Here is a 16,885-nt window from a genome sequence, read left to right as displayed (position 1 = left end):
GCGTGAGATCGGATTCCAAAGTAAACTAGCGCAGTGACGGAATATCCTGAAGAATTGAAGTGGAAAGTTCATGGTAGTCGGACTGTCTACGACAACCGCTGGGTCAAGGTTGACCTAGTAGATGTGGAGCCTCCGGATGGAAGCAGGTTCGAACACCATGTAGTAAGGCTTGATCATGTCGCCGTTGCTCTGATCGTGAACGGTGACGAAGAGGTGCTAACGCTGTGGCGCTACCGATTTGCAGTCGACAAATGGGGTTACGAACTTATCGGCGGCCTAGTTGAGGACGGGGAAGAGCCTCGCGTCACAGCCGCGCGTGAGGCAGTGGAGGAGACCGGATGGCGCCCGGTCGGAGAACCTGAGCACATTGGAAAATTTCAGCCGTTGCCCGGAATCATCGACGCTTCAGTTGATGCCTACGTGTGGCGCGCGGCTGAGAAGGTTGGTGAGCCGACCGACGGTGAAGAGGCTGCGAGGATCGAGTGGATTCCGGTTGACCGGATTCTAGAGCTGGTTCGGCAAGGTGAGGTGCTCGGTTCGGGTGCGATCGTGCCTCTCTTGTATTACCTCGCGTCACGTACCATTTGAACGCCCTTTTGGTACCGGTAGCACTAGGCTCGCGAGACGCCGTTGTTGGCGATCGGACTTGATGCGAGACGCTAGCTGTCGTGCTGTGCGTGCGTACTCAAGTGCTCCCCGACTGTCGCCGGCAGCGGCGTACGCGAAGGCGAGATCTACATGCAAGTTGGTTTGACCGCGCACGGCGTTGAGTCCAGGCGTGGCGAGACCTCGAACTGCGGCTTCAAGTTGGTTGATCGCGTCCTGGTCTCCCAGGCGCAGTAGCGAGCTGCCGCGCCAACGTACAAGCTGCCCGTCGTTGAGGAGCAGGAAGGGCATCTCGGGGTCGACAGGATTTGCTGGCAGCAAAGCACTTGCTTCATCGAACGCACGTAGCGCCGCGTCCTGCTGACCATCGGCAGCGAGCCCTTCGCCGTGAGCCGCGGCGAGCCACGATTGCAGGAGCGACGGCGCGCGGTTCTCCGCGACGTATCGCGCGTACTCCAGCAGCTCGACGGCTTCGGCCGGCTGCCCGATGTCGAACAGGATCACCGCTTGCTGCGCGGCCGCGTGCGCCAAGAGGTGCGGCGAATCAGCTTCGCGCGCAGAGACCTTCGCGTCCTCGTGGTACTGCCACGCCTGAAGCTGCGAGCCCCTGTCGAGCGCCGTCCAACCTGCGAGCGTCCGCGCGTCTGTGAGGATCGCGGCGAGGCGTTCGCGGTGACGCGAACTTACGCTGAACGTGCGGTAGTCCTCGATCTGCCGGACGAGACTGTTCAGCTGGTCCAGGACCACTACGGCGCCGAACTTGTGATCCGAGCTTCGCAGGTCGTTGACCTGCCGCTGGAACATGTCGAGCGTCGCGGGATCGATGCTGCGCGCGATGATCAGCCGTTCGCGTAGCTCTTCAGCACTCTGGTTCTCCACCTCGGGTGGGAACCCAAGCTCTTCGTTGGTTCGTCCGTAGAACTCTCGGAACAACCGTTGGTAGGCGGGATCGGTCACCTCTACGTGGCCGTTCTCCCAGCGCGACATCATGATGAGTATCGATTGCTCTGTCGCCTGAGCACCGCCGATCTGCTGCCCACGCGTCAAGAAGAACCTGACCACCTGCGCCTGCGTGTACCCGAGCTCGTCGCGGACTGCTCGCAGTCTCGATCGAGGCTGCTCACCGCGCTTCTTTGCTGCCACGTCCCCCCGTTCCCCAACGGTCGTGACCTGCGGACCTAACTCCTCCTAACAAGCGGCGTGATAGCCGCTGGCAATTATTTCGACCCCCTCTCCGGCTGTCTTCTGTTCACATGGCAGCGACATCGGAACAAATCAGCGAAGGCGATCTAGTCCTTTCGTCGGGCTACGTCATCGAGACGAGTTGTGAGCGCTCCGACCTGGGCTCGAAGGCCGCGGAGTTCGCGAATAATTGTGTTGAGCAGCGGGACGAGCGGGTCGTCTCCGGTCGTGGCCGGCGAGTCGACCTCGGGTGGCGTTTTTCCCTGCAGCACCGCTCCCAGGTGCTGCGGGTGCCAGTCGAGGGCGATCGACAGAGCTTCGAGCGTTCGCGGGTTTCGGCGCCGCTGGATTCGTCCCTGCTGCATCTCTCGAACGATCGCGAGCGAGACCCCGGATCTCTCCGCGAGTTCCTTCTGCTTCAAAGCCAGCTCTGCCGCGCGGGCGTTCATTGCCTCCGCGACTGCCGACCAATCCTCTGTCACGTACGCCTCCGGGCTCCGCCTTCAGCGCCGACGTTAGCGCGCGCTCTTGCTCTGAAACGGGCTTAGCGCTGACATCGGCGGCAGATCGCTACTAATCAACGCCGACGTCAGCGCTTTCGGAGAAGAAATCAGTCTTTCGAAAGGGCTACATCTGATGACTACGTCAAGCACGGCGGGAAGTAACCCGCCGATCTTCTACACAGTCGCGGAGGCTGCACGCATCCTGCGCGTGGACGTCGCGACCATCTACAGGGCGATCCGAGAGGACGCGTTCCCGGCGGTGCGTCTACGCACTCGCTACGTGATCCCTGCACGTGCGGTTGAGGAGATCGTCCGGCAGGCGTCGGAATCCGGCAGCGTCGTTGACGTCGCGCGGATGACGGCAGAGCGCCGGTCGGCTCGTGAGTTCGAGGCCAAGGCCGGGGGTGCGTGGTGAACCCGGAGAACTACTACGAGGTGATCGCGGCCGAGCTCGACCGCTACGCCAAGGTCCCGGATGCCGTGTTGCTGGAGATCGTGACCCGTGACGGCGCCTGCATGTGGCTGTGGGCGAACGACGAAGAACCGGAGTGGCAGAACGAGAACCTGACCGATCGGGAGCTGGCCGCACGGCTGTGCGCGGGCTGCCCCATCCGCAACGTGTGCTTGGAATTGGAGTTGCGCACGGCCGGTGCGGAGACGGTTGGTGTGTGGGGCGGGCTGTCGCAGGACGATCGACGCGCGCTCTACCGCGTGTGGCGGGCTCGCCGTGAAGGCGGTGAGCCGTCATGACGATCAACCTGACTCCCACGCAGGTTCTCGCGGTGCTGGGTGCGGTTGTTGTGGTGCTGTGGATCTGGCGCGCAAGCGCCCGTAGGGCGAAGGCTGCCGCGAACGCAGCACGTACGGGTGCCCGGTTGCTCTCGCTCACCGGGCGGGTGCTCGTGATGGCCGGCGTCATCGTCGGGGTTCAGTGGGTGGTGATCACGCACCGGGGCGACACCGTGTTGTTGCTCGTGGTGCTGGGCCTCCCCGCGCTGTTCGCCGCGTACACGCTGACTCGCGCTCTCACGATCACCTCCTACGACAGTCCGCAGGGTAAGGGTGGTCGGCGATGAACGCGGTCACTCGGGTTCGGGAAGGGGTAGCCGCCTTCGGGCGGCTGCCCGCCGCCCCGGCAGCGCAGCAGCTCGCCGCCGATGCGGCGGAGGCGGCAGAACTGAGGGCCTACGCGACGCACCCTGACGTGGTCGCACTTCGCGTCGAACGGGTTCGGGCTGAGGTCGACCGGCTGTGCTGGGCGGGGATCGTGCTTGGTCTCGGCTTCACCATGACCAACGTGCAGAGCTTCGCGGCCGCGGGGACGCCGGCGTGGTCGTTGCCGTGGCTCGCCGCGTGGTTGCTTGATCCCACGGTGTCGCTGGTGCTGCTGGCGATCCTTCGGGCGGAGCAGGTCACCGCCCGGTACCGGGTGCGCACGGGTTCGTGGACTCGTCGTGCGAAGTGGTTCACGCTCGCCGCTACGTACGTCATGAACACGTGGCACTCATGGGCAGCAGGTTCGGTGTCCGGGGTAGTGCTGCACTCCGTTCCGCCGCTCGTGGTGTTCGTCGCGGCGGAGGCTGTCACGGACCTACGAGACAAGCTCACGGAGGCCGTGACCGTAGCGTTCACGGAGGCGGAACAGTGGACCGCACCGGTCACCGCAGCCAAGCCTCCGGCGGCTGTTGTGACAGGTTCTGAGCGCGCAAAGGTGAAGCAGCCCAACGGGAACAAGTCCACACGCGTGTCCTCCGCGGACTATCTAGCCAAGGCTCGCGAAGTGTGGACACCTGAGGTCGTGGTGAGCCCTGCGTGGGTTCGCGAGGTCACCGGTTGCTCGCGCGGTCTCTCATCACGTCTGGCCACAACACTCGCGGCGGAGGTCTCTGAAGGTGGTGACGGCCATGAGCGTGGATGACCAGGAGTTGGCCGTCACGGACCCGCGTCTGCCGGTGCGTGCGGTGCTCGAAGGCGAGTTCGTAAACGACGGTCCGCAGGCACCGCGCGCCACGTGGGTGCGCCGGTTCATGAACTGGTGGAAGCGTTCACCGCGTGTGCCGCTATGGGCGAAGGATCGCGTTCACGCGGTGCAGGCTGCGAAGGATCTCGTTGTGGCCCTGCTGCGTTCACCGTTCCGGTTCCTCGGGGCCGTGGTGCGCGGCCTGGTGGTTGGCATCAGGTGGTGGAGGTCATGGGTCACCGTGCGGGACTACCGGGAGGCTGCCGAGCAGTCGGAGAAGCTCGCGGACAAGTTCGGAGACATCCGTGAACTGACGCTCTTCCGGTGGAAGGTCACCGGGGCCGTGGTCGTCGGCGCGGCGATCGTCGGCGCCAGCGTTGACCTCGTGTACGGGCACCGGGTGCTGTGGATCGGTGGCGGTGTCATTGCTGTGGCGCTCGCTGTCCTCGGGAGGCGGAAGGACGGCAGTCCGGGGCGTAAGGCGGTGCTCGCCGGTCCGCGCACGCTGACGTGGACCATGGACCCTCAGGTGCTCGTGGACGCGTTCCGGGACGCGAAGCTGATCGGGAAGGACGAGACGCTGCGCCTGGTCGAGCGGGCGACCAGGCAAGGTGACGGGTGGGCCATCACCGTGGACCTGCCAGCCACCCGCAAGGCGGCCGACGTTGTGAAGAACCGGGACGCTCTGGCCTCCGCGCTCGCCGTCGATGAGGTGCAGCTCATCGTGGAGCGTGTCCGAGGGAACGGCGGCCATGCCGGCCGGGTCGCGATGTGGGTTGCTGATGAGGACCCGTACGCGGCGCCTCCGTTGCGGACACCTCTGCTCGCTGTGCAGAGGTGGGACGCGTGGCGGCCGTTGCCGTTCGGGCGGGACGCTCGTGACCGGCGGATCGACCTTCCGTTGGTGTGGACGTCGTTGCTCATCGGTGCGATTCCCAGGCAGGGCAAGACGATGGCCGCTCGACTGGTCGCTGCTGCCTTGATCCTGGATCCGCATGTTCGGCTGTACGTCGCTGACTTCAAGGCAGGAAAGGACTGGATTTCGGCGGCGAAGGTGGCTCACCGGTTCATGTCCGGGGACGACACCGAACACGTGCTGGCGCTCATTGACTGGCTCGTGGAACTCGTGGGTGAGGTCCAGGGGCGCTACCGGCGGATGCAGGAGTTGGACGACCTCACGTGCCCGGAGTCGAAGGTCACGCCCGACATGTCTCGTGATCGAGCGCTCGACATGCCGATCACGGCCGTGTTCATTGATGAGGTTCAGCTACCGCTCGAAGACCGCACACCTGTCGAGGTGCAGGGTAAGAAGCTCACGGCAGGGGAGTACATCGGCGAGTTGCTGACCTGGCTCGCCAAGAAGGCGCCGGCTGCTGGGCTGGTCCTGGTGCTCGCTACGCAGCGTCCTGACAGCAAGACCATCCCGTCCAAGCTGCGCGCGGTGCTCGGCTCGCGGTTCGCGCTGCGAGTCATCGACTGGCGTGACAGCAACATCGTCTTGGGCGAGCAGATGAACACACGTGGCTATGACAGCAGCCGTCTGCTGCCGTCGCACAAGGGCGTGGGCATCCTGCGGCCGGACGGCGAGACGGAAGCTGGTGCCGATGTACTCGCGCTGACCGTGCGCACGTTCTACATGCCGAACGAGGACTGGAGGGAGCTGTGCGAGCGCGGCCGTGGGCTGCGTGAAGCAGAGGGGACGTTGACCGGACACGCGGCCGGTCAGGAAGCACGGCCGGTGCTCGACCACGCGGCCGTCGCGAAGGCGATCGGGAGTGGTGCGCCGATGTCCGCGGAGGCCACTCACGCAACGGATGTTGAACTGCCTGAGCCGTTGGCGTCCGTTGTGGAGTACATCGAGGAGGGTGGTGACGGCCGCGACTTCCTTCCCACATCCGAGCTTGTCGAGGCGTTGGGACTGGAGAGGACGGCGTTCGGACGTGACATGGTCGAGTTGGGGTGCCGGTCGACGCGGAACCGCGTGGCGGCGACTGACGGCGTGAAGCAGATACGGGGCTACGCCGTCGCGGATCTGCTCGCCGCTGCCGAGCGCCTGCGGGACGCGTCCGTCCTTGAAGGCGAGGTGATCGACGGTGAGCGCTGACCCGTCACAGCCCGTCCCACGAACCCGTCACGACGTCACAAGCTCTGTGACGGGTCCCAAACGGTGTTCCACCTGCGCGAATGATCCGCCGTGACGGGTGTGACGTGTGACGGGTAGTCCCGTCACAGGCGGCCGTCGCGGTACCCGATGACGTGAAACCGGGTACCGCGACGGCCTTCGGTGCCAGCCTTGGCGGAGGCGTGTGACGGAGTGCGCCAAGGCTGGCCGCTTGGGGTGTGCGGTCTACGGCATGGGCGGGAGCGGTCCCGCCGAAGGCGCCTGCAAGCCTGCGCTTTGGTCCGCGAGAGCCCATGCGCTCTCGGACAACTTGACGATCAACGCCCTGGATTCGTCTTCGTCCAGGCTGGTGTCCGTGAGCGCGCTGACGACTGTGTCGTAGCCCTTGACCGCGTTCTCAGCTTCGGCGAACAAACTGGAGTTCTCCAGGTCCACCCACACCAGCGGTGCGTACTTCCCGAAGATCAGCAGCGTGAACGGTCCGGCCATGCCGGCGTGTGCGCCGCGTGCTGTGGGGATGATCCGGATCGTGGTGTTCGGCTGGTTCGCCGTGACGGCGAGGTGCTGCATCTGCCACGCGTGCATTTCGGGACTACCGACTTGCAGGCGCAACGTTGACTCGTGGACGAAGAACAGGCGCCGCGCGGTGTAGGGCAGCGCCCGTTGCATCGCGAGGTGCGCTTTCGTCCGTTCTTCGAGTTCATCGGCGGGGATCGTGGCGGACGCTCGGAGCACTTCGCGGATGTAGTCGGCCGTCTGAAGGAAGAGCGGCATCATGCTCGCGTGCCAGCTGATGAGCGTCTCGGCCACCTTCAGGTTCTCGAACGCCGTCCGCACCATGACGGGCGGACAAGTGCCATGTTCCTGCCACCACCCGCCGCCGTGGTGTCGCATCGGGAACAGGTCCATCAAGTGCGCCACTTCCGGCGCCGGGGTCCGGCAGACTCCTAGCAGTTGGGCGACCTCGATCTGAGTGAAGCCTCCCTTGCCGTTCAGGACATTTGAGACCTTGGCCTCGTCGCAGCCCATGATCCTGGCGATCTCACGCGAGGGAAGTCCGGTGCTCTCGATCGCCGCTCGAACTCCTGCCCCGAACTCGCGACCGCGGACAGTGGACACTCTCTTGGGCATGATCAGTTTCCCGCCTGGGCTGTGGCCGTGCGCAGCCGACGCTGACGCTGCTCGAAGTTGTTGTCAGACAGAGGTTCTTGCAGAGCCAGCGATGCCTGGCTGAGCCAATGAGCCGACTCTTCTCGTGTTCTGACGACATCGTTGAGCGCGAGAAGAGCACGTTCGTAGGGCGCGCAATCAGCAGCGGACTCAAGCCAGGTGTCGCCGCCGTGCAGGGTGCGCGTGAGGACGACGTCATCGAAACGCGGTGCTCGGAACCGCATGACGGTGAATGACTGCTGCATACCGAAATACGCTCCGGCGTCGCTGGCCACGATGCCGAGATCAAACCCCGTCTGTTCGGTCAGGTCTTCCAGGTGACCAAGCTGTTCGATCATGGTGGAGGCTTCGCCGACGGTACTAGTCAGAACGGGCTCCGTCAGAAGAAGACGCACGCGCAGTGGGCCGTGGCCACCTGGACGCGCCGCCTCCTTGGCGTCCATGTCCAGCCGGGCGAGGACGTCCTGCTGCCGGTCGAGATCGAGGCAGCCGGCTACGGCGCCGGACTTGCGCAGCATCTCGTGATAGGCGTTGGTGCGGAACAGCTCAGGCACTGCGTCGGTCGCCACGATCAGGAGTTCGCTGGCTTCCAGCATGACGTCCCAAGGCGTCCATACCAGACGAGCCCACGCGTCACCGTTGATCCGGTCCCACATCTGAGGGTCGTTCGCCCGCTGTGCCACACGAGCACAAAGCTCGATCTCGTCATCAGGTGCACGGCACGCGGTGCCGATCCTCAGGACATCGCTGGGTGACGGACGTACCACGGCCCTGCTGATCTGAGAGAGCGTCGCCGCCGAGTAGCCGACCAGTTCACCCAACTCCGCAAGTGACCAGCTTCGGATGTGGCGCCACCCCAACACGACCCTGCTCAGTGCGCGCACTTCCAGGCTTGCTTTACCTGCGGTGAGCTTCTGCGCCATGTCAGCTCACCTCATCCGCCGATGATGCGGCGCCGGCATTGGCCTTGATCTGCCGGTCGAGCGCTTCGCCTCGTTGGCGCTCGCACGTGGCCCACGCCGTCGCTTCGTGGAAGTGACCGCGGTCGAGCTGAGCGACCTCGGTGTAGATGGCCGCGCTGCGCAGGTAGTAGTCGCGCCACAGACGTAGGTCCTGCGTAGCCGGATTCGGACGCGCTCGGCTGAGCGCCTCGTGAGCCTGCATCAGTGTTTGCGCCAGAGCGGCCTTTGCCCACCAGTCCTCGTTCGACTGCACCTCATCACCTCACTTCTTGCTGCCGGAACCGCAGACATCAGCGTTCACTCGGCCGCACGAGGTGTAAATGACCTGGTATTGACCTAGCGTGCCATGATTGGACCTGAGCTAAGTAGCGCTGACATTGGCGCGTGAGAGGTCGGCCGGATGGGCTCGGCACGTGGACAGGAACGGGCACAGACGCTGTTCGGGGAGCTGCTGCGGCAACGCAGGCAGACCGCCGAGGAGTTCAGCGAGGCTGCCGAGGTGTTCGCGCGCGACCACGGCCTGAAAGGCACGATCAGCCCGCGGCACGTGCGCCGCTTGGCGTCCGGCAAGCGGGACGACGGGCGCGACCTCGGACCAGTCACGGCCGCGACCGGGCGCCTTCTCGAAGAGATGCTGGGCGTGCCGATCGAACGCCTACTGGAGCCGGTTGAACAAGTCACCTCGACGGCTACTGAAGACGAACTTGCCCTGCGTGCGAGGTTCGCGGCCGGCCGTGCCCTCGATTTGGACACCGTCCGGTTGATGAGGCAGAAGCTCGACATCACGCGGGTCATGGATCGGAAGCTGGGCGCGTCTGCCCTGCGCAGCGAGTTGTGCGCGCAGATCGATCACATGGAGCGCGTTCTTCGAGACGTGCTCGATCAGCACATCCGGGCAGCGCTCGCTGAACTCCTGGTTGACGCGGCTGCGCTTGCCGGGTGGCAGTCGCTCGATCAGGGATTGGTCAACGATTCGTGGAACCACTACGACACCGCGAAGGCTGCCGCACGAGAAGCTAGGTCGGTTGAGCTAGAGGCGTACGCGTGTGCTGGGCAGGCCGTGGTTCTGCTCGACCTCGGTGAAGCTGGCGCCGCTGTGAAGCTGACACGGCACGCGCTCGAACTTGCGCGTGGTCGAGTGCCGCGCCTGCTCTATTCATGGCTCTCCGCGGGCTACGGCGAAGCGTGTGCGGCGAGCGGCGAGCGCGCGCATTGCCTGATCGCCTTCGATGACGCTTTGCGATCGATGCCGGCATGCGTTGACGGTGCAGAGACGCCCTACCTGGTGTTCGATTCGACGCACCTTGCTCGGTGGCGCGGCAACGCGCTCGCTCGACTCGGTGACCGAGAGGCGATCGAGGTGCTGTCCGACGTTCTTCGGCGCCTTGATCCGACCTTCGCGCGCGCAGAGACGACGCTTCGGGTGGATCTCGCACAAGTACTCATGGCGAACGGCGCCGAAGATGAGGCAGCCGCGCACGTTGAACGTGCGCGGCAGCTCGCGGCTCAGGTGGGCTCAAAGCGGCAACAGAAACGCCTCGCGACGCTTGCAATCTAGTGCTGAATCTCAGAACGTTGACCCGCGTGACGTAGCACTGCCGCCGAGGTGTCTTAGCACTGCACCAGCGACCATCAGAGGGATCGCTGCGATCATGAGCGCCGGAACCCAAGACCAGACGTCCGCGCTGTCCCCTGTGATGATCACGCGGGTGAAGAAGCCTGTGCAAGCCGCGATTACCATCACGCTGGCGGCAGTCATGAATGTCATGCCGACACGATGGACCAGGTTCTTTGACCGGGCGCGCTGGCCCGACTGCTGAGAATCCTCCACGTCGGCTGCGTCATCACGCCGCGCGAACGGCGGCGGGGTCTTCCTCATGTAGAAGACCAGCAGGTATCCGGCACCAAGAGTGACGAACGATCCCACAGCGGTCAGCGCGGGCCATCGCCCGAACCCTGATTCGCCCAGGCCGTCGACGAAAATGCCCACGAGCCCCACGATGATCATCGCCGCTCCGAGTGCCATGACGCTGATGGCCAAACCGGAGGCGATCCGATCGCGCTGGATGCGCTGGATCAACAGCCACTCGTCATCCGGGTTTGAGGTCATGTCCCCAGCGTGCCGTTCGCATGTGCCGTCCCCGAGCCGCCGAACGAGCGATACCCACCACTTGATCGCTGCACTTGGGGACCTGGCGGACCTCTGCGCCCTGCCCACCACGTCGACTAGCGGGTCAACGCCCTGAGATACAGCACTAGGTCACTCGGCCTTCCGCTTGCGTTTGATGCTGACGACGTCAGCCGTGTCGGGTTCCTCTCCAGGTGCGAGCACAACGGCACGTTTCCCGCGGCTGGCGTTCACCAGTCCGGCCGCCTTCAGTTCTGAGATGGCGCGGTTGGCGGTACCCGCTGACACCCCGTACCGCGCTTTCAGTTCGATGACCGTGGGAAGGAGGTCACCAGGCCTGAGAGCGCCGCAGGTGATCGCCCCGCGCAAGTCGACAGCGATCTTCTGGTACGGGTTGTCCGCTGCCGGTTCCAGCGTGGAGACCGGGGCACCGGCCGGATCGACCTTGATCGGTGGCGTTGGCATCCGTCCGCCGATGGTTCCCGCCGCACGCTGGTCTGCCTCCGAAACCCATGCTGAATAGACGCGCAAGGTGGTCGCGCCTCCACCACCGTGGCCGAGTCGTCCGGCGACAGTGCGCACGTCTACGCCGGAGGCGATCAGTTCCGTTGCGGAGTAGTGGCGCAGCGAATGAATGTGCATGTCCCAGCCGAGCCGTGCGCACATCCGGCGGTATCGCTGGGTCACGGTGTCCGGCTTGATCCACTCGGCGTGATCGAACCTAGGCGAGAAAAGACGGCCGTCCTTCGCGACCTTCACGCCCAACTCAGCTGCCTTCGTTCCGCGGTACTGGAGGTACGCGCGCAGAAGCCCGACGGTTTCCGGATCGAGTGCGATTCGGCGTTGCTGGTGGGTCTTGGTGTCCTTCTCCTCCGTGGCCGCGCCGTCCTGGCTGATGCTGGTCTTGACCGGCAGCACGGCGTTCTCCAGGTCGAGCAGATCGAGGCGCAAGGCGCACATCTCACCGCGGCGAGCGCCCGTGGTCATCGCCAACCACACGAACATTCCCCAGGAGAGGTCTTTGAAGGCCTCGTTGACGATGGCGGCTGCCTGCTCGGGGGTAGGTGGGTGAGGGTCCGCCGCGACCGGCCTGGGCGTCTCTGCCTGTGCGAGCGGATTCGTCGCGGTCCAACGCCATTTGACAGCCCGCTTCAAGGCACCGCTGAGACACCAGTGCACTTGCCGGATAGACGACTTCGCGAGCGGGCGGCACACGTGCTGCGTGCACTGCTGCTCCGAGCAGTCGTGAGGTTCGGTCGTCTTGTGCTTCTCGATGTACGGCCTGCTATCGCAGTGAGCGCGGCAGCGGCGCAGCACGCTGTAGAACGAGTCCAGCGTTTCGCCGTTGAGCTTGCCTACCTGGAGATTCCCGAGGATCGGCCGGATGTGGTTGCGGATGTAGCCCTCGTAGCTCTTCCGCGTCTTCTTGTCGACGTCCAGCAGTTCGAGGTAGCGATCCATGAGCCGGTTGACCGTGGCCTTGGTCTTCGAGTTCCGCTGCTCATCGATCTCGTTGATGATCCGAGTACGGGCCTTCTCGGCTTCTTTCGCAGCGTTCGGACCGGCTGGAATGGTCTCGGTGATGTAGTGCCGACGACCGCTGATCGGGTCGATGCCGGCGTAGACCTTGACGCGCAGCGAACCGCTCGGAAGGGGCTCGATCTCCCCTCGCTGGCGGCCCTTGGCAGGGCGCTTCGGGGTGCTCATGGTGCGACCGTACGCCGGACTCGCACCACGTCTAGCCCCACGAACGGGCGATGAGATCGACTTCAGTCCCGACTAAAGACTAAGACCTCCGACCGATATACGCAGGTCAGAGGTCTTAGTTTCACCCGGCGAAAGGTGGTGCCCCAGGCAGGATTCGAACCTGCGACACACGGTTTAGGAAACCGATGCTCTATCCCCTGAGCTACTAGGGCTGGCGTGAGCAGTCTAGCGGTCCACCGCCACCGAGTTGACCAGGCCCCCGCCTACCCAGAGCCATCACGCTCGGTAAGGGACCGAACGAGTTGGGTGCGGCCGTTCGAAGGAAGTGAGGCAGGCCACCTTCTCCCGGCGGGATGCGTCGGGTACGCAGAGGGCGTGAGCAGACCCTGGCCCGACTTTCGTCCTGGCCCGCTGGGGGCCGTCCGGTCCTGGTGGCGGCGGCGGGTGCCGAACCGGCGTGACGACTACACGTACGTGCCGCCGGCCAGCAGTCATCAGCAGGAGTTCGAGACGCCGTTGCCCAGTGCGGTGTACGGGTTGGACTTCCTGTTGAAGATGAACGTCGTGTGGCGGTTCGACCTGGCCACCGGGTTGCGGCACAACTCGCCGAAGAGCGCTGCGATCCACCACGTGGTGCAGCGGGCCACGGAGATCAGTTCGTCGCGGATGTTGGTGCACCACGCGGCGTTGCAGGTGCACCTCGGGGACGAGTTGGCGCGTGAGCAGCAGGTGCCGGGGACGCACGTGTGGGCGCGGGCCGAGCAGGTCAAGGTCGAGGTGGACGACGGGGACCTGGAGATGGCGCGCAAGCACATCGAGTTGTTGCGGAGCTCGACGTTCAAGTTGGCGGAGCGGGACATCGAGCGGCAGGAGATCCGGTACCTGCGTGACGAGGTGCTGACGGACGTCGGGACCGCGACGATCTGGTGGTTGCAGCGCAACGGGTACCGGGTCGAGGAAGCGGTGAAGCTGTCAGACGAGCTGGCGCAGCTGGTGCGGATCGCGCAGCAGCAGCCGGCCAAGCACTGGGCGGAGTCGCTGATCAGCAGCGTCGAGAAGGCGTTGCCGGAGCTCGGGGACCAGCACCGGGTGGAGTTGCAGCAGCACCTGGCCAAGGCGTTGAGCGTGTACGGGGGCAGCCGGATCGCCACCGAGTTCGCCGACCAGGTGGGGTTGCCGGCCGGGGAGCAGGACGACGGTGTCCACAACGGACACAACAACGGGCATAAGTAGAGGCCGCCGACCCCTGGGGGTGGATCGGCGGCCTCATCTCGAAGGCCTACGAGCTGTAGACCTCAAGTTCGTACAGGGAGTATCCGTACCGAGTGGCCCGGTGGGTACCGGTCATCCGGAGGTGCCTCGCGTCCTGTGGCGTAAACGCTACGACATCGGAGCCGCCGTCGCCACTACTTGTCGCGAAAACGTTGCGCCAGTTTGTCCCGTCGCTGGACAGCTCGATGCGGTAGCCGGTGGCGTGGGCCGATTCCCATTGCAACACAGCGCGACCGACCCGTTGCACAGAGCCGAGATCGACCTGGATCCATTGGTCGTCGCTCCAATCGCTGGCCCAGCGCGACTGCGGGTTTCCGTCGACCACGTGCTGTGGCGGGAGGGTGTTCCAGCCGGTCTCGTGCGATGACGCGGTGGCCGTCGCGGAGGTGGCCAGGTTGGTGATGTTCTGGCCGCGACGGGACGGGAACTGCACGACCTGCTGGTAGGTCGGGCGGTTCTGCCAGTGGATCTTGTCCTGGGTGATGCCGCCCATCGCGCGGTGGATGATCGTGTCCGCGCACCACTGGTTGCCCGCGGCGCAGTCGGCGTCGCCGGGGTAGACCTGGGTGGCGGGCTTGGCCGCGGCCTGCTTCAGGGAGTCGACCAGTGCCGTCCGGCAGCCGGACAGGGTGCCGCCGCCGCAGTAGGTCTGCGGGAACGCGCCCTGGACCGGGTCGCCGAGGACCTTGCGGAGGTCCTTGTCGACGAAGCCCCACCAGCCGTACTGGAACGAGGAACCCTTGTGCGGGGCGGCGCCGTGGGTGTCGGACGGGGCCTCGTCCACCTGGATGGCGCCGACCAGGGCGGTGTACAGGTCGGTGCCGAGGGACGGCTGGAACTGCGCGGCGACCAGCAGCGGCCACCACGCGTCCAGCACGCGGATCGCGTCGGCGTGGGCGTAGGTCTTGCTGCCCTTGGCGGTCTCCTTGCGCAACGAACCGGAGCGCTGCCAGTCCTTCAGCTGCTGCACGACCGGGGCGAGCGCCGGGTCGACCGGTGCGGACTCGACGACGCGCAGCAGTTCGGGCAGCACCTGTTCGGCGCGCAGGTCGGCCACCGCGGCCTCGGCCATCGCCTTCGTCAGCGCCGCCCGCGTGACCTTCTGGCCGGAGGCGATCAGCGCGCGGACGCGGCCGTCGAGCAGGTCACCGCGGTGCACGGCGCTGTGGCCGAAGCCGCCGAACGTGAAGTCCTTGGCCTGCTTGTTGTTCCACGAGACGTAGTAGTCCTGGTTGATCGAGTTCGGGTGGCCGGCGAACGGCATGTACTGCGCGGTGTTCTCGTCGCCGTCGAAGCCCTGCCACTCGAACTCCTGGCGGCCCCACACCGGCAGGTTGGGGTCCACAGTGGACTTGCGCACCGGGTTCAGGCCTGAGTTGAAGTACGCCGTGTCCTTCGAGTCGACGTAGAACCAGTTGAACGCGTACCCGATCCGGTCGGCCGCCCGCTGGAAGTCGGTCGCCGACCGGATGGCGGTCGGGTCGTTGAGCTCCTGGAAGCCGATGATCGAGTCGACCTCGTGCAGGTAGGTCGAGCGCAGCGTCGTGTACGCCACGACCTTGCCGCCCACGGTGGCGCGGCTCGCGACCAGGCCGTACTTGGTCCGCCACATCACCAGGGTGTACGAACCGGCCGGCGTGCCGTCCGCGACGGTCGGCTTCCACGCGTTCTTGCGCTCCAGCCGCTCCATCGGCAGGCAGGCGCCGCGGTACAGGTAGTGCGAGGACGCCTTGGAGGGCGCGGAACCGTCCGGGTTGCACAGTTCCACGGCGTAGGTGTCGACGATGTCCTGACCCGCCGAGGTCGCGCTCCACGAGTAGTCGACGCCGCGGCCGAGCTGCACGTACATCGAGACGCCCGCGAACGACACGCCACGCGAGCGGATGCCGGGGCCGTTGAGCTCCTGCAGCATCAGCAGCTGCGGCGCGAAGTACCCGGTCTGCGGGCCCCACACGGCGACCGGGTTGCCGGAGTCGGTGTGGGCGCCGGACACGGCCAGCGCGTTCGACATGCCGTGCTTCTTGTTCAGCAGGTCCGCCGGCAGCACGCCGTCCGCGAAGATGCCGGAAGCCTTCTTCAGCTCGTCCGGTGCGGGAACGGAGACCGCGGCACCCGTTCCGCCCACCTCGTCGTAGATCATCCGCTCCGGGGTCAGGCTGCCCGCGTCCGGGAGTGCCACGCCCGCGGGGGAGGCCGGGGAGGCCGCGTACGGGAACGACTGTCCGTTGTGGAGGGTCAGCACGGCCTCGGGGTCGTTCTGCGCCCGGAACGCCTTCCACACCTGCTCGCCGACCGTGGCGCCGTAGCGGTTCTGCGCGGCCAGCTTCACCAGCGCCGACTGCACCTCACCGCCGCCGCCCGCGCCGAACAGGCCGCCGACGACCGCGGCGATGGCCACCATGTCGGTCGACTTGAACGGCTGGATGTCGTTCCAGTTCGTGATCGCGTCCGCGTGGCCGGTCAGCACGTACTCGCCGGGGAAGTTCCGCGCGCTGATCGCCTGGGTCAGGTAGGCGTTGATGCCGGCGATGTAGTCGTTGACGTCGGCCAGCGCCTGCCGGCCGCGGTCGCCGCCCTTGGCCGCGGCGGTGTCGATCTGCTTCTGCAGGTCCGCCTCGGTGTAGGGGATCTGGTTGTAGAACGACTGCTCCAGCACCCGGTTGCCCGGCGCGCCGCCCGCGAAGCCGCTGAGCTGGCCGCGGCCGAGGTGGCGGAAGAGGTCCATCAGCCACATCCGGTCCTGGCCGGCCGCGTAGCCGGCGCCGAACATCGTGCCGGAGCGGGTGGTGCCGGTGATGTGCGGCATGCCGATCTTCTTGTCGCGCACGATCGTCACGTCCGCGCGCGGCTTGACGGTGCTCTCGACCTGGTCGGCGGGCACGCCGAACGACGCGTCGTTGAAGAAGTCGGTCAGCTGGGCGTTGGACAGGCCGCCGTAGCCGGCGACGAGGGCGTCGTACTTGCCGAGCTGGTCGGCGGAGTGCGCGGGCCGGGTGCCGAACGCCTTGTGGGCGAGGATCTCGGCCAGCGTCGCGTTGCCGTTGTTGCCGGGCGGCAGGACGTCGCCGCACTGGCCCAGGCAGTAGTCGTCGGCGGTGAACGTGGGCGCGGGCGCCGCCTGGGCGGGTGTGCCGGGGACGATGACGAGGGAGGCGGTGACGGCGGCGGAGGCCAGCAGGGACGTCACCGGGTTGGCTCTCCGCATCCGCGAAGCTCCTCTCCGTGCAGGGCTGATGTGGCGCAGATTACTTTCTGGCACGCCTATTGCGAAAG

Annotated in this window: 16 protein-coding genes and 1 tRNA gene; 8 read left to right on the top strand and 9 right to left on the bottom strand. The window is 65.8% G+C overall.

Going from position 1 to position 16,885, the window contains the following annotated elements:
• The first annotated feature begins 33 nt into the window (after positions 1 to 33).
• Positions 34 to 588: an NUDIX hydrolase gene (locus ACZ7CF_RS11240; RefSeq protein WP_470369504.1), complete on the top strand. Its 555-nt coding sequence runs from the start codon at positions 34 to 36 to the stop codon at positions 586 to 588.
• Here the strand turns inward: ACZ7CF_RS11240 and ACZ7CF_RS11235 are convergent.
• Together ACZ7CF_RS11235 and ACZ7CF_RS11230 are read right to left on the bottom strand one after the other, a co-directional pair.
• Positions 574 to 1,668: a tetratricopeptide repeat protein gene (locus tag ACZ7CF_RS11235; protein ID WP_470369503.1), complete on the bottom strand. Its 1,095-nt coding sequence runs from the start codon at positions 1,666 to 1,668 to the stop codon at positions 574 to 576. The two genes, ACZ7CF_RS11240 and ACZ7CF_RS11235, sit on opposite strands and share 15 nt — an antisense overlap.
• A 227-nt stretch (positions 1,669 to 1,895) precedes the next feature.
• Positions 1,896 to 2,270 carry a helix-turn-helix domain-containing protein gene (locus ACZ7CF_RS11230; RefSeq protein ID WP_470369502.1) on the bottom strand — a complete coding sequence of 125 codons (375 nt, stop codon included), beginning with the start codon at positions 2,268 to 2,270 and terminating at the stop codon, positions 1,896 to 1,898.
• A gap of 154 nt (positions 2,271 to 2,424) precedes the next feature.
• Here ACZ7CF_RS11230 and ACZ7CF_RS11225 point away from each other — a divergent pair, with 154 nt between their 5' ends.
• Genes ACZ7CF_RS11225 through ACZ7CF_RS11205 form a run of 5 tightly spaced genes read left to right on the top strand, consistent with a single transcriptional unit; the run spans position 2,425 to position 6,355 of the window.
• Entirely contained in the window at positions 2,425 to 2,706 is a 282-nt protein-coding gene (locus ACZ7CF_RS11225; protein ID WP_236220514.1) for a helix-turn-helix domain-containing protein, read from the top strand.
• Positions 2,703 to 3,041, top strand: coding sequence for a WhiB family transcriptional regulator (locus tag ACZ7CF_RS11220; RefSeq protein ID WP_470369501.1), 339 nt, complete (start codon positions 2,703 to 2,705; stop codon positions 3,039 to 3,041). The genes ACZ7CF_RS11225 and ACZ7CF_RS11220 overlap by 4 nt, the downstream gene beginning before the upstream one ends.
• Positions 3,038 to 3,367 carry a hypothetical protein gene (locus tag ACZ7CF_RS11215; RefSeq protein ID WP_470369500.1) on the top strand — a complete coding sequence of 110 codons (330 nt, stop codon included), beginning with the start codon at positions 3,038 to 3,040 and terminating at the stop codon, positions 3,365 to 3,367. The genes ACZ7CF_RS11220 and ACZ7CF_RS11215 overlap by 4 nt, the downstream gene beginning before the upstream one ends.
• Positions 3,364 to 4,209, top strand: a complete 846-nt coding sequence (locus ACZ7CF_RS11210) for a hypothetical protein (protein WP_470369499.1) — start codon at positions 3,364 to 3,366, stop codon at positions 4,207 to 4,209. The genes ACZ7CF_RS11215 and ACZ7CF_RS11210 overlap by 4 nt, the downstream gene beginning before the upstream one ends.
• The gene (locus ACZ7CF_RS11205; RefSeq protein ID WP_470369498.1) at positions 4,196 to 6,355 is read left to right on the top strand and encodes an FtsK/SpoIIIE domain-containing protein; all 2,160 of its coding nucleotides are present in this window, start codon (positions 4,196 to 4,198) and stop codon (positions 6,353 to 6,355) included. Before ACZ7CF_RS11210 ends, ACZ7CF_RS11205 begins: the two co-directional genes overlap by 14 nt.
• Before the next feature lie 243 nt (positions 6,356 to 6,598).
• Here ACZ7CF_RS11205 and ACZ7CF_RS11200 read toward each other — a convergent pair whose 3' ends face one another.
• From ACZ7CF_RS11200 to ACZ7CF_RS11190, 3 genes are read right to left on the bottom strand one after another with little or no spacing between them, the layout of a single operon-like run.
• A complete protein-coding gene (locus ACZ7CF_RS11200; protein ID WP_470369497.1) occupies positions 6,599 to 7,504 on the bottom strand; it encodes a Scr1 family TA system antitoxin-like transcriptional regulator in 906 nt (301 codons plus the stop codon).
• A 2-nt stretch (positions 7,505 to 7,506) separates the two neighbouring features.
• Entirely contained in the window at positions 7,507 to 8,466 is a 960-nt protein-coding gene (locus tag ACZ7CF_RS11195; RefSeq protein WP_470369496.1) for a Scr1 family TA system antitoxin-like transcriptional regulator, read from the bottom strand.
• A 1-nt stretch (position 8,467) separates the two neighbouring features.
• Positions 8,468 to 8,758 (bottom strand): AMED_5909 family protein, encoded by a 291-nt coding sequence (locus ACZ7CF_RS11190; protein WP_470369495.1) that lies wholly within the window; start codon positions 8,756 to 8,758, stop codon positions 8,468 to 8,470.
• Between the two features lie 147 nt (positions 8,759 to 8,905).
• Between ACZ7CF_RS11190 and ACZ7CF_RS11185 the strand changes: the two genes are divergently transcribed.
• Positions 8,906 to 10,063 (top strand): hypothetical protein, encoded by a 1,158-nt coding sequence (locus tag ACZ7CF_RS11185; protein ID WP_470369494.1) that lies wholly within the window; start codon positions 8,906 to 8,908, stop codon positions 10,061 to 10,063.
• Between the two features lie 9 nt (positions 10,064 to 10,072).
• Here the strand turns inward: ACZ7CF_RS11185 and ACZ7CF_RS11180 are convergent, their stop codons facing one another.
• From ACZ7CF_RS11180 to ACZ7CF_RS11170, 3 genes are all read right to left on the bottom strand, one after another.
• The gene (locus tag ACZ7CF_RS11180) at positions 10,073 to 10,615 is read right to left on the bottom strand and encodes a hypothetical protein (protein ID WP_470369493.1); all 543 of its coding nucleotides are present in this window, start codon (positions 10,613 to 10,615) and stop codon (positions 10,073 to 10,075) included.
• A gap of 150 nt (positions 10,616 to 10,765) precedes the next feature.
• Complete coding sequence (locus tag ACZ7CF_RS11175) at positions 10,766 to 12,340, bottom strand: tyrosine-type recombinase/integrase (RefSeq protein ID WP_470369492.1); 1,575 nt, start codon at positions 12,338 to 12,340, stop codon at positions 10,766 to 10,768.
• Positions 12,341 to 12,476: 136 nt separating this feature from the next.
• Positions 12,477 to 12,552: transfer RNA gene (locus ACZ7CF_RS11170), tRNA-Arg, on the bottom strand.
• Between the two features lie 163 nt (positions 12,553 to 12,715).
• Here ACZ7CF_RS11170 and ACZ7CF_RS11165 point away from each other — a divergent pair.
• Positions 12,716 to 13,573 carry a hypothetical protein gene (locus ACZ7CF_RS11165; protein WP_458429475.1) on the top strand — a complete coding sequence of 286 codons (858 nt, stop codon included), beginning with the start codon at positions 12,716 to 12,718 and terminating at the stop codon, positions 13,571 to 13,573.
• Between the two features lie 46 nt (positions 13,574 to 13,619).
• Here ACZ7CF_RS11165 and ACZ7CF_RS11160 read toward each other — a convergent pair whose 3' ends face one another.
• Positions 13,620 to 16,817: a penicillin acylase family protein gene (locus tag ACZ7CF_RS11160; protein ID WP_470369491.1), complete on the bottom strand. Its 3,198-nt coding sequence runs from the start codon at positions 16,815 to 16,817 to the stop codon at positions 13,620 to 13,622.
• Between the last annotated feature and the right edge of the window lie 68 nt (positions 16,818 to 16,885).

It is taken from the genome of Lentzea sp. NPDC036955, assembly GCF_055608005.1.
This window is presented reverse-complemented; position numbering and strand designations above follow the sequence as displayed.

Excerpts from the sequence above, each read along its gene's own strand:
- ACZ7CF_RS11225 (WP_236220514.1), top strand. The coding sequence starts at position 2,425 with ATGACTACGTCAAGCACGGCGGGAAGTAACCCGCCGATCTTCTACACA.
- ACZ7CF_RS11215 (WP_470369500.1), top strand. The coding sequence starts at position 3,038 with ATGACGATCAACCTGACTCCCACGCAGGTTCTCGCGGTGCTGGGTGCG.
- ACZ7CF_RS11210 (WP_470369499.1), top strand. The coding sequence starts at position 3,364 with ATGAACGCGGTCACTCGGGTTCGGGAAGGGGTAGCCGCCTTCGGGCGG.
- ACZ7CF_RS11205 (WP_470369498.1), top strand. The coding sequence starts at position 4,196 with ATGAGCGTGGATGACCAGGAGTTGGCCGTCACGGACCCGCGTCTGCCG.
- ACZ7CF_RS11200 (WP_470369497.1), bottom strand. The coding sequence starts at position 7,504 with ATGCCCAAGAGAGTGTCCACTGTCCGCGGTCGCGAGTTCGGGGCAGGA.
- ACZ7CF_RS11195 (WP_470369496.1), bottom strand. The coding sequence starts at position 8,466 with ATGGCGCAGAAGCTCACCGCAGGTAAAGCAAGCCTGGAAGTGCGCGCA.
- ACZ7CF_RS11185 (WP_470369494.1), top strand. The coding sequence starts at position 8,906 with ATGGGCTCGGCACGTGGACAGGAACGGGCACAGACGCTGTTCGGGGAG.
- ACZ7CF_RS11180 (WP_470369493.1), bottom strand. The coding sequence starts at position 10,615 with ATGACCTCAAACCCGGATGACGAGTGGCTGTTGATCCAGCGCATCCAG.
- ACZ7CF_RS11175 (WP_470369492.1), bottom strand. The coding sequence starts at position 12,340 with ATGAGCACCCCGAAGCGCCCTGCCAAGGGCCGCCAGCGAGGGGAGATC.
- ACZ7CF_RS11160 (WP_470369491.1), bottom strand. The coding sequence starts at position 16,817 with ATGCGGAGAGCCAACCCGGTGACGTCCCTGCTGGCCTCCGCCGCCGTC.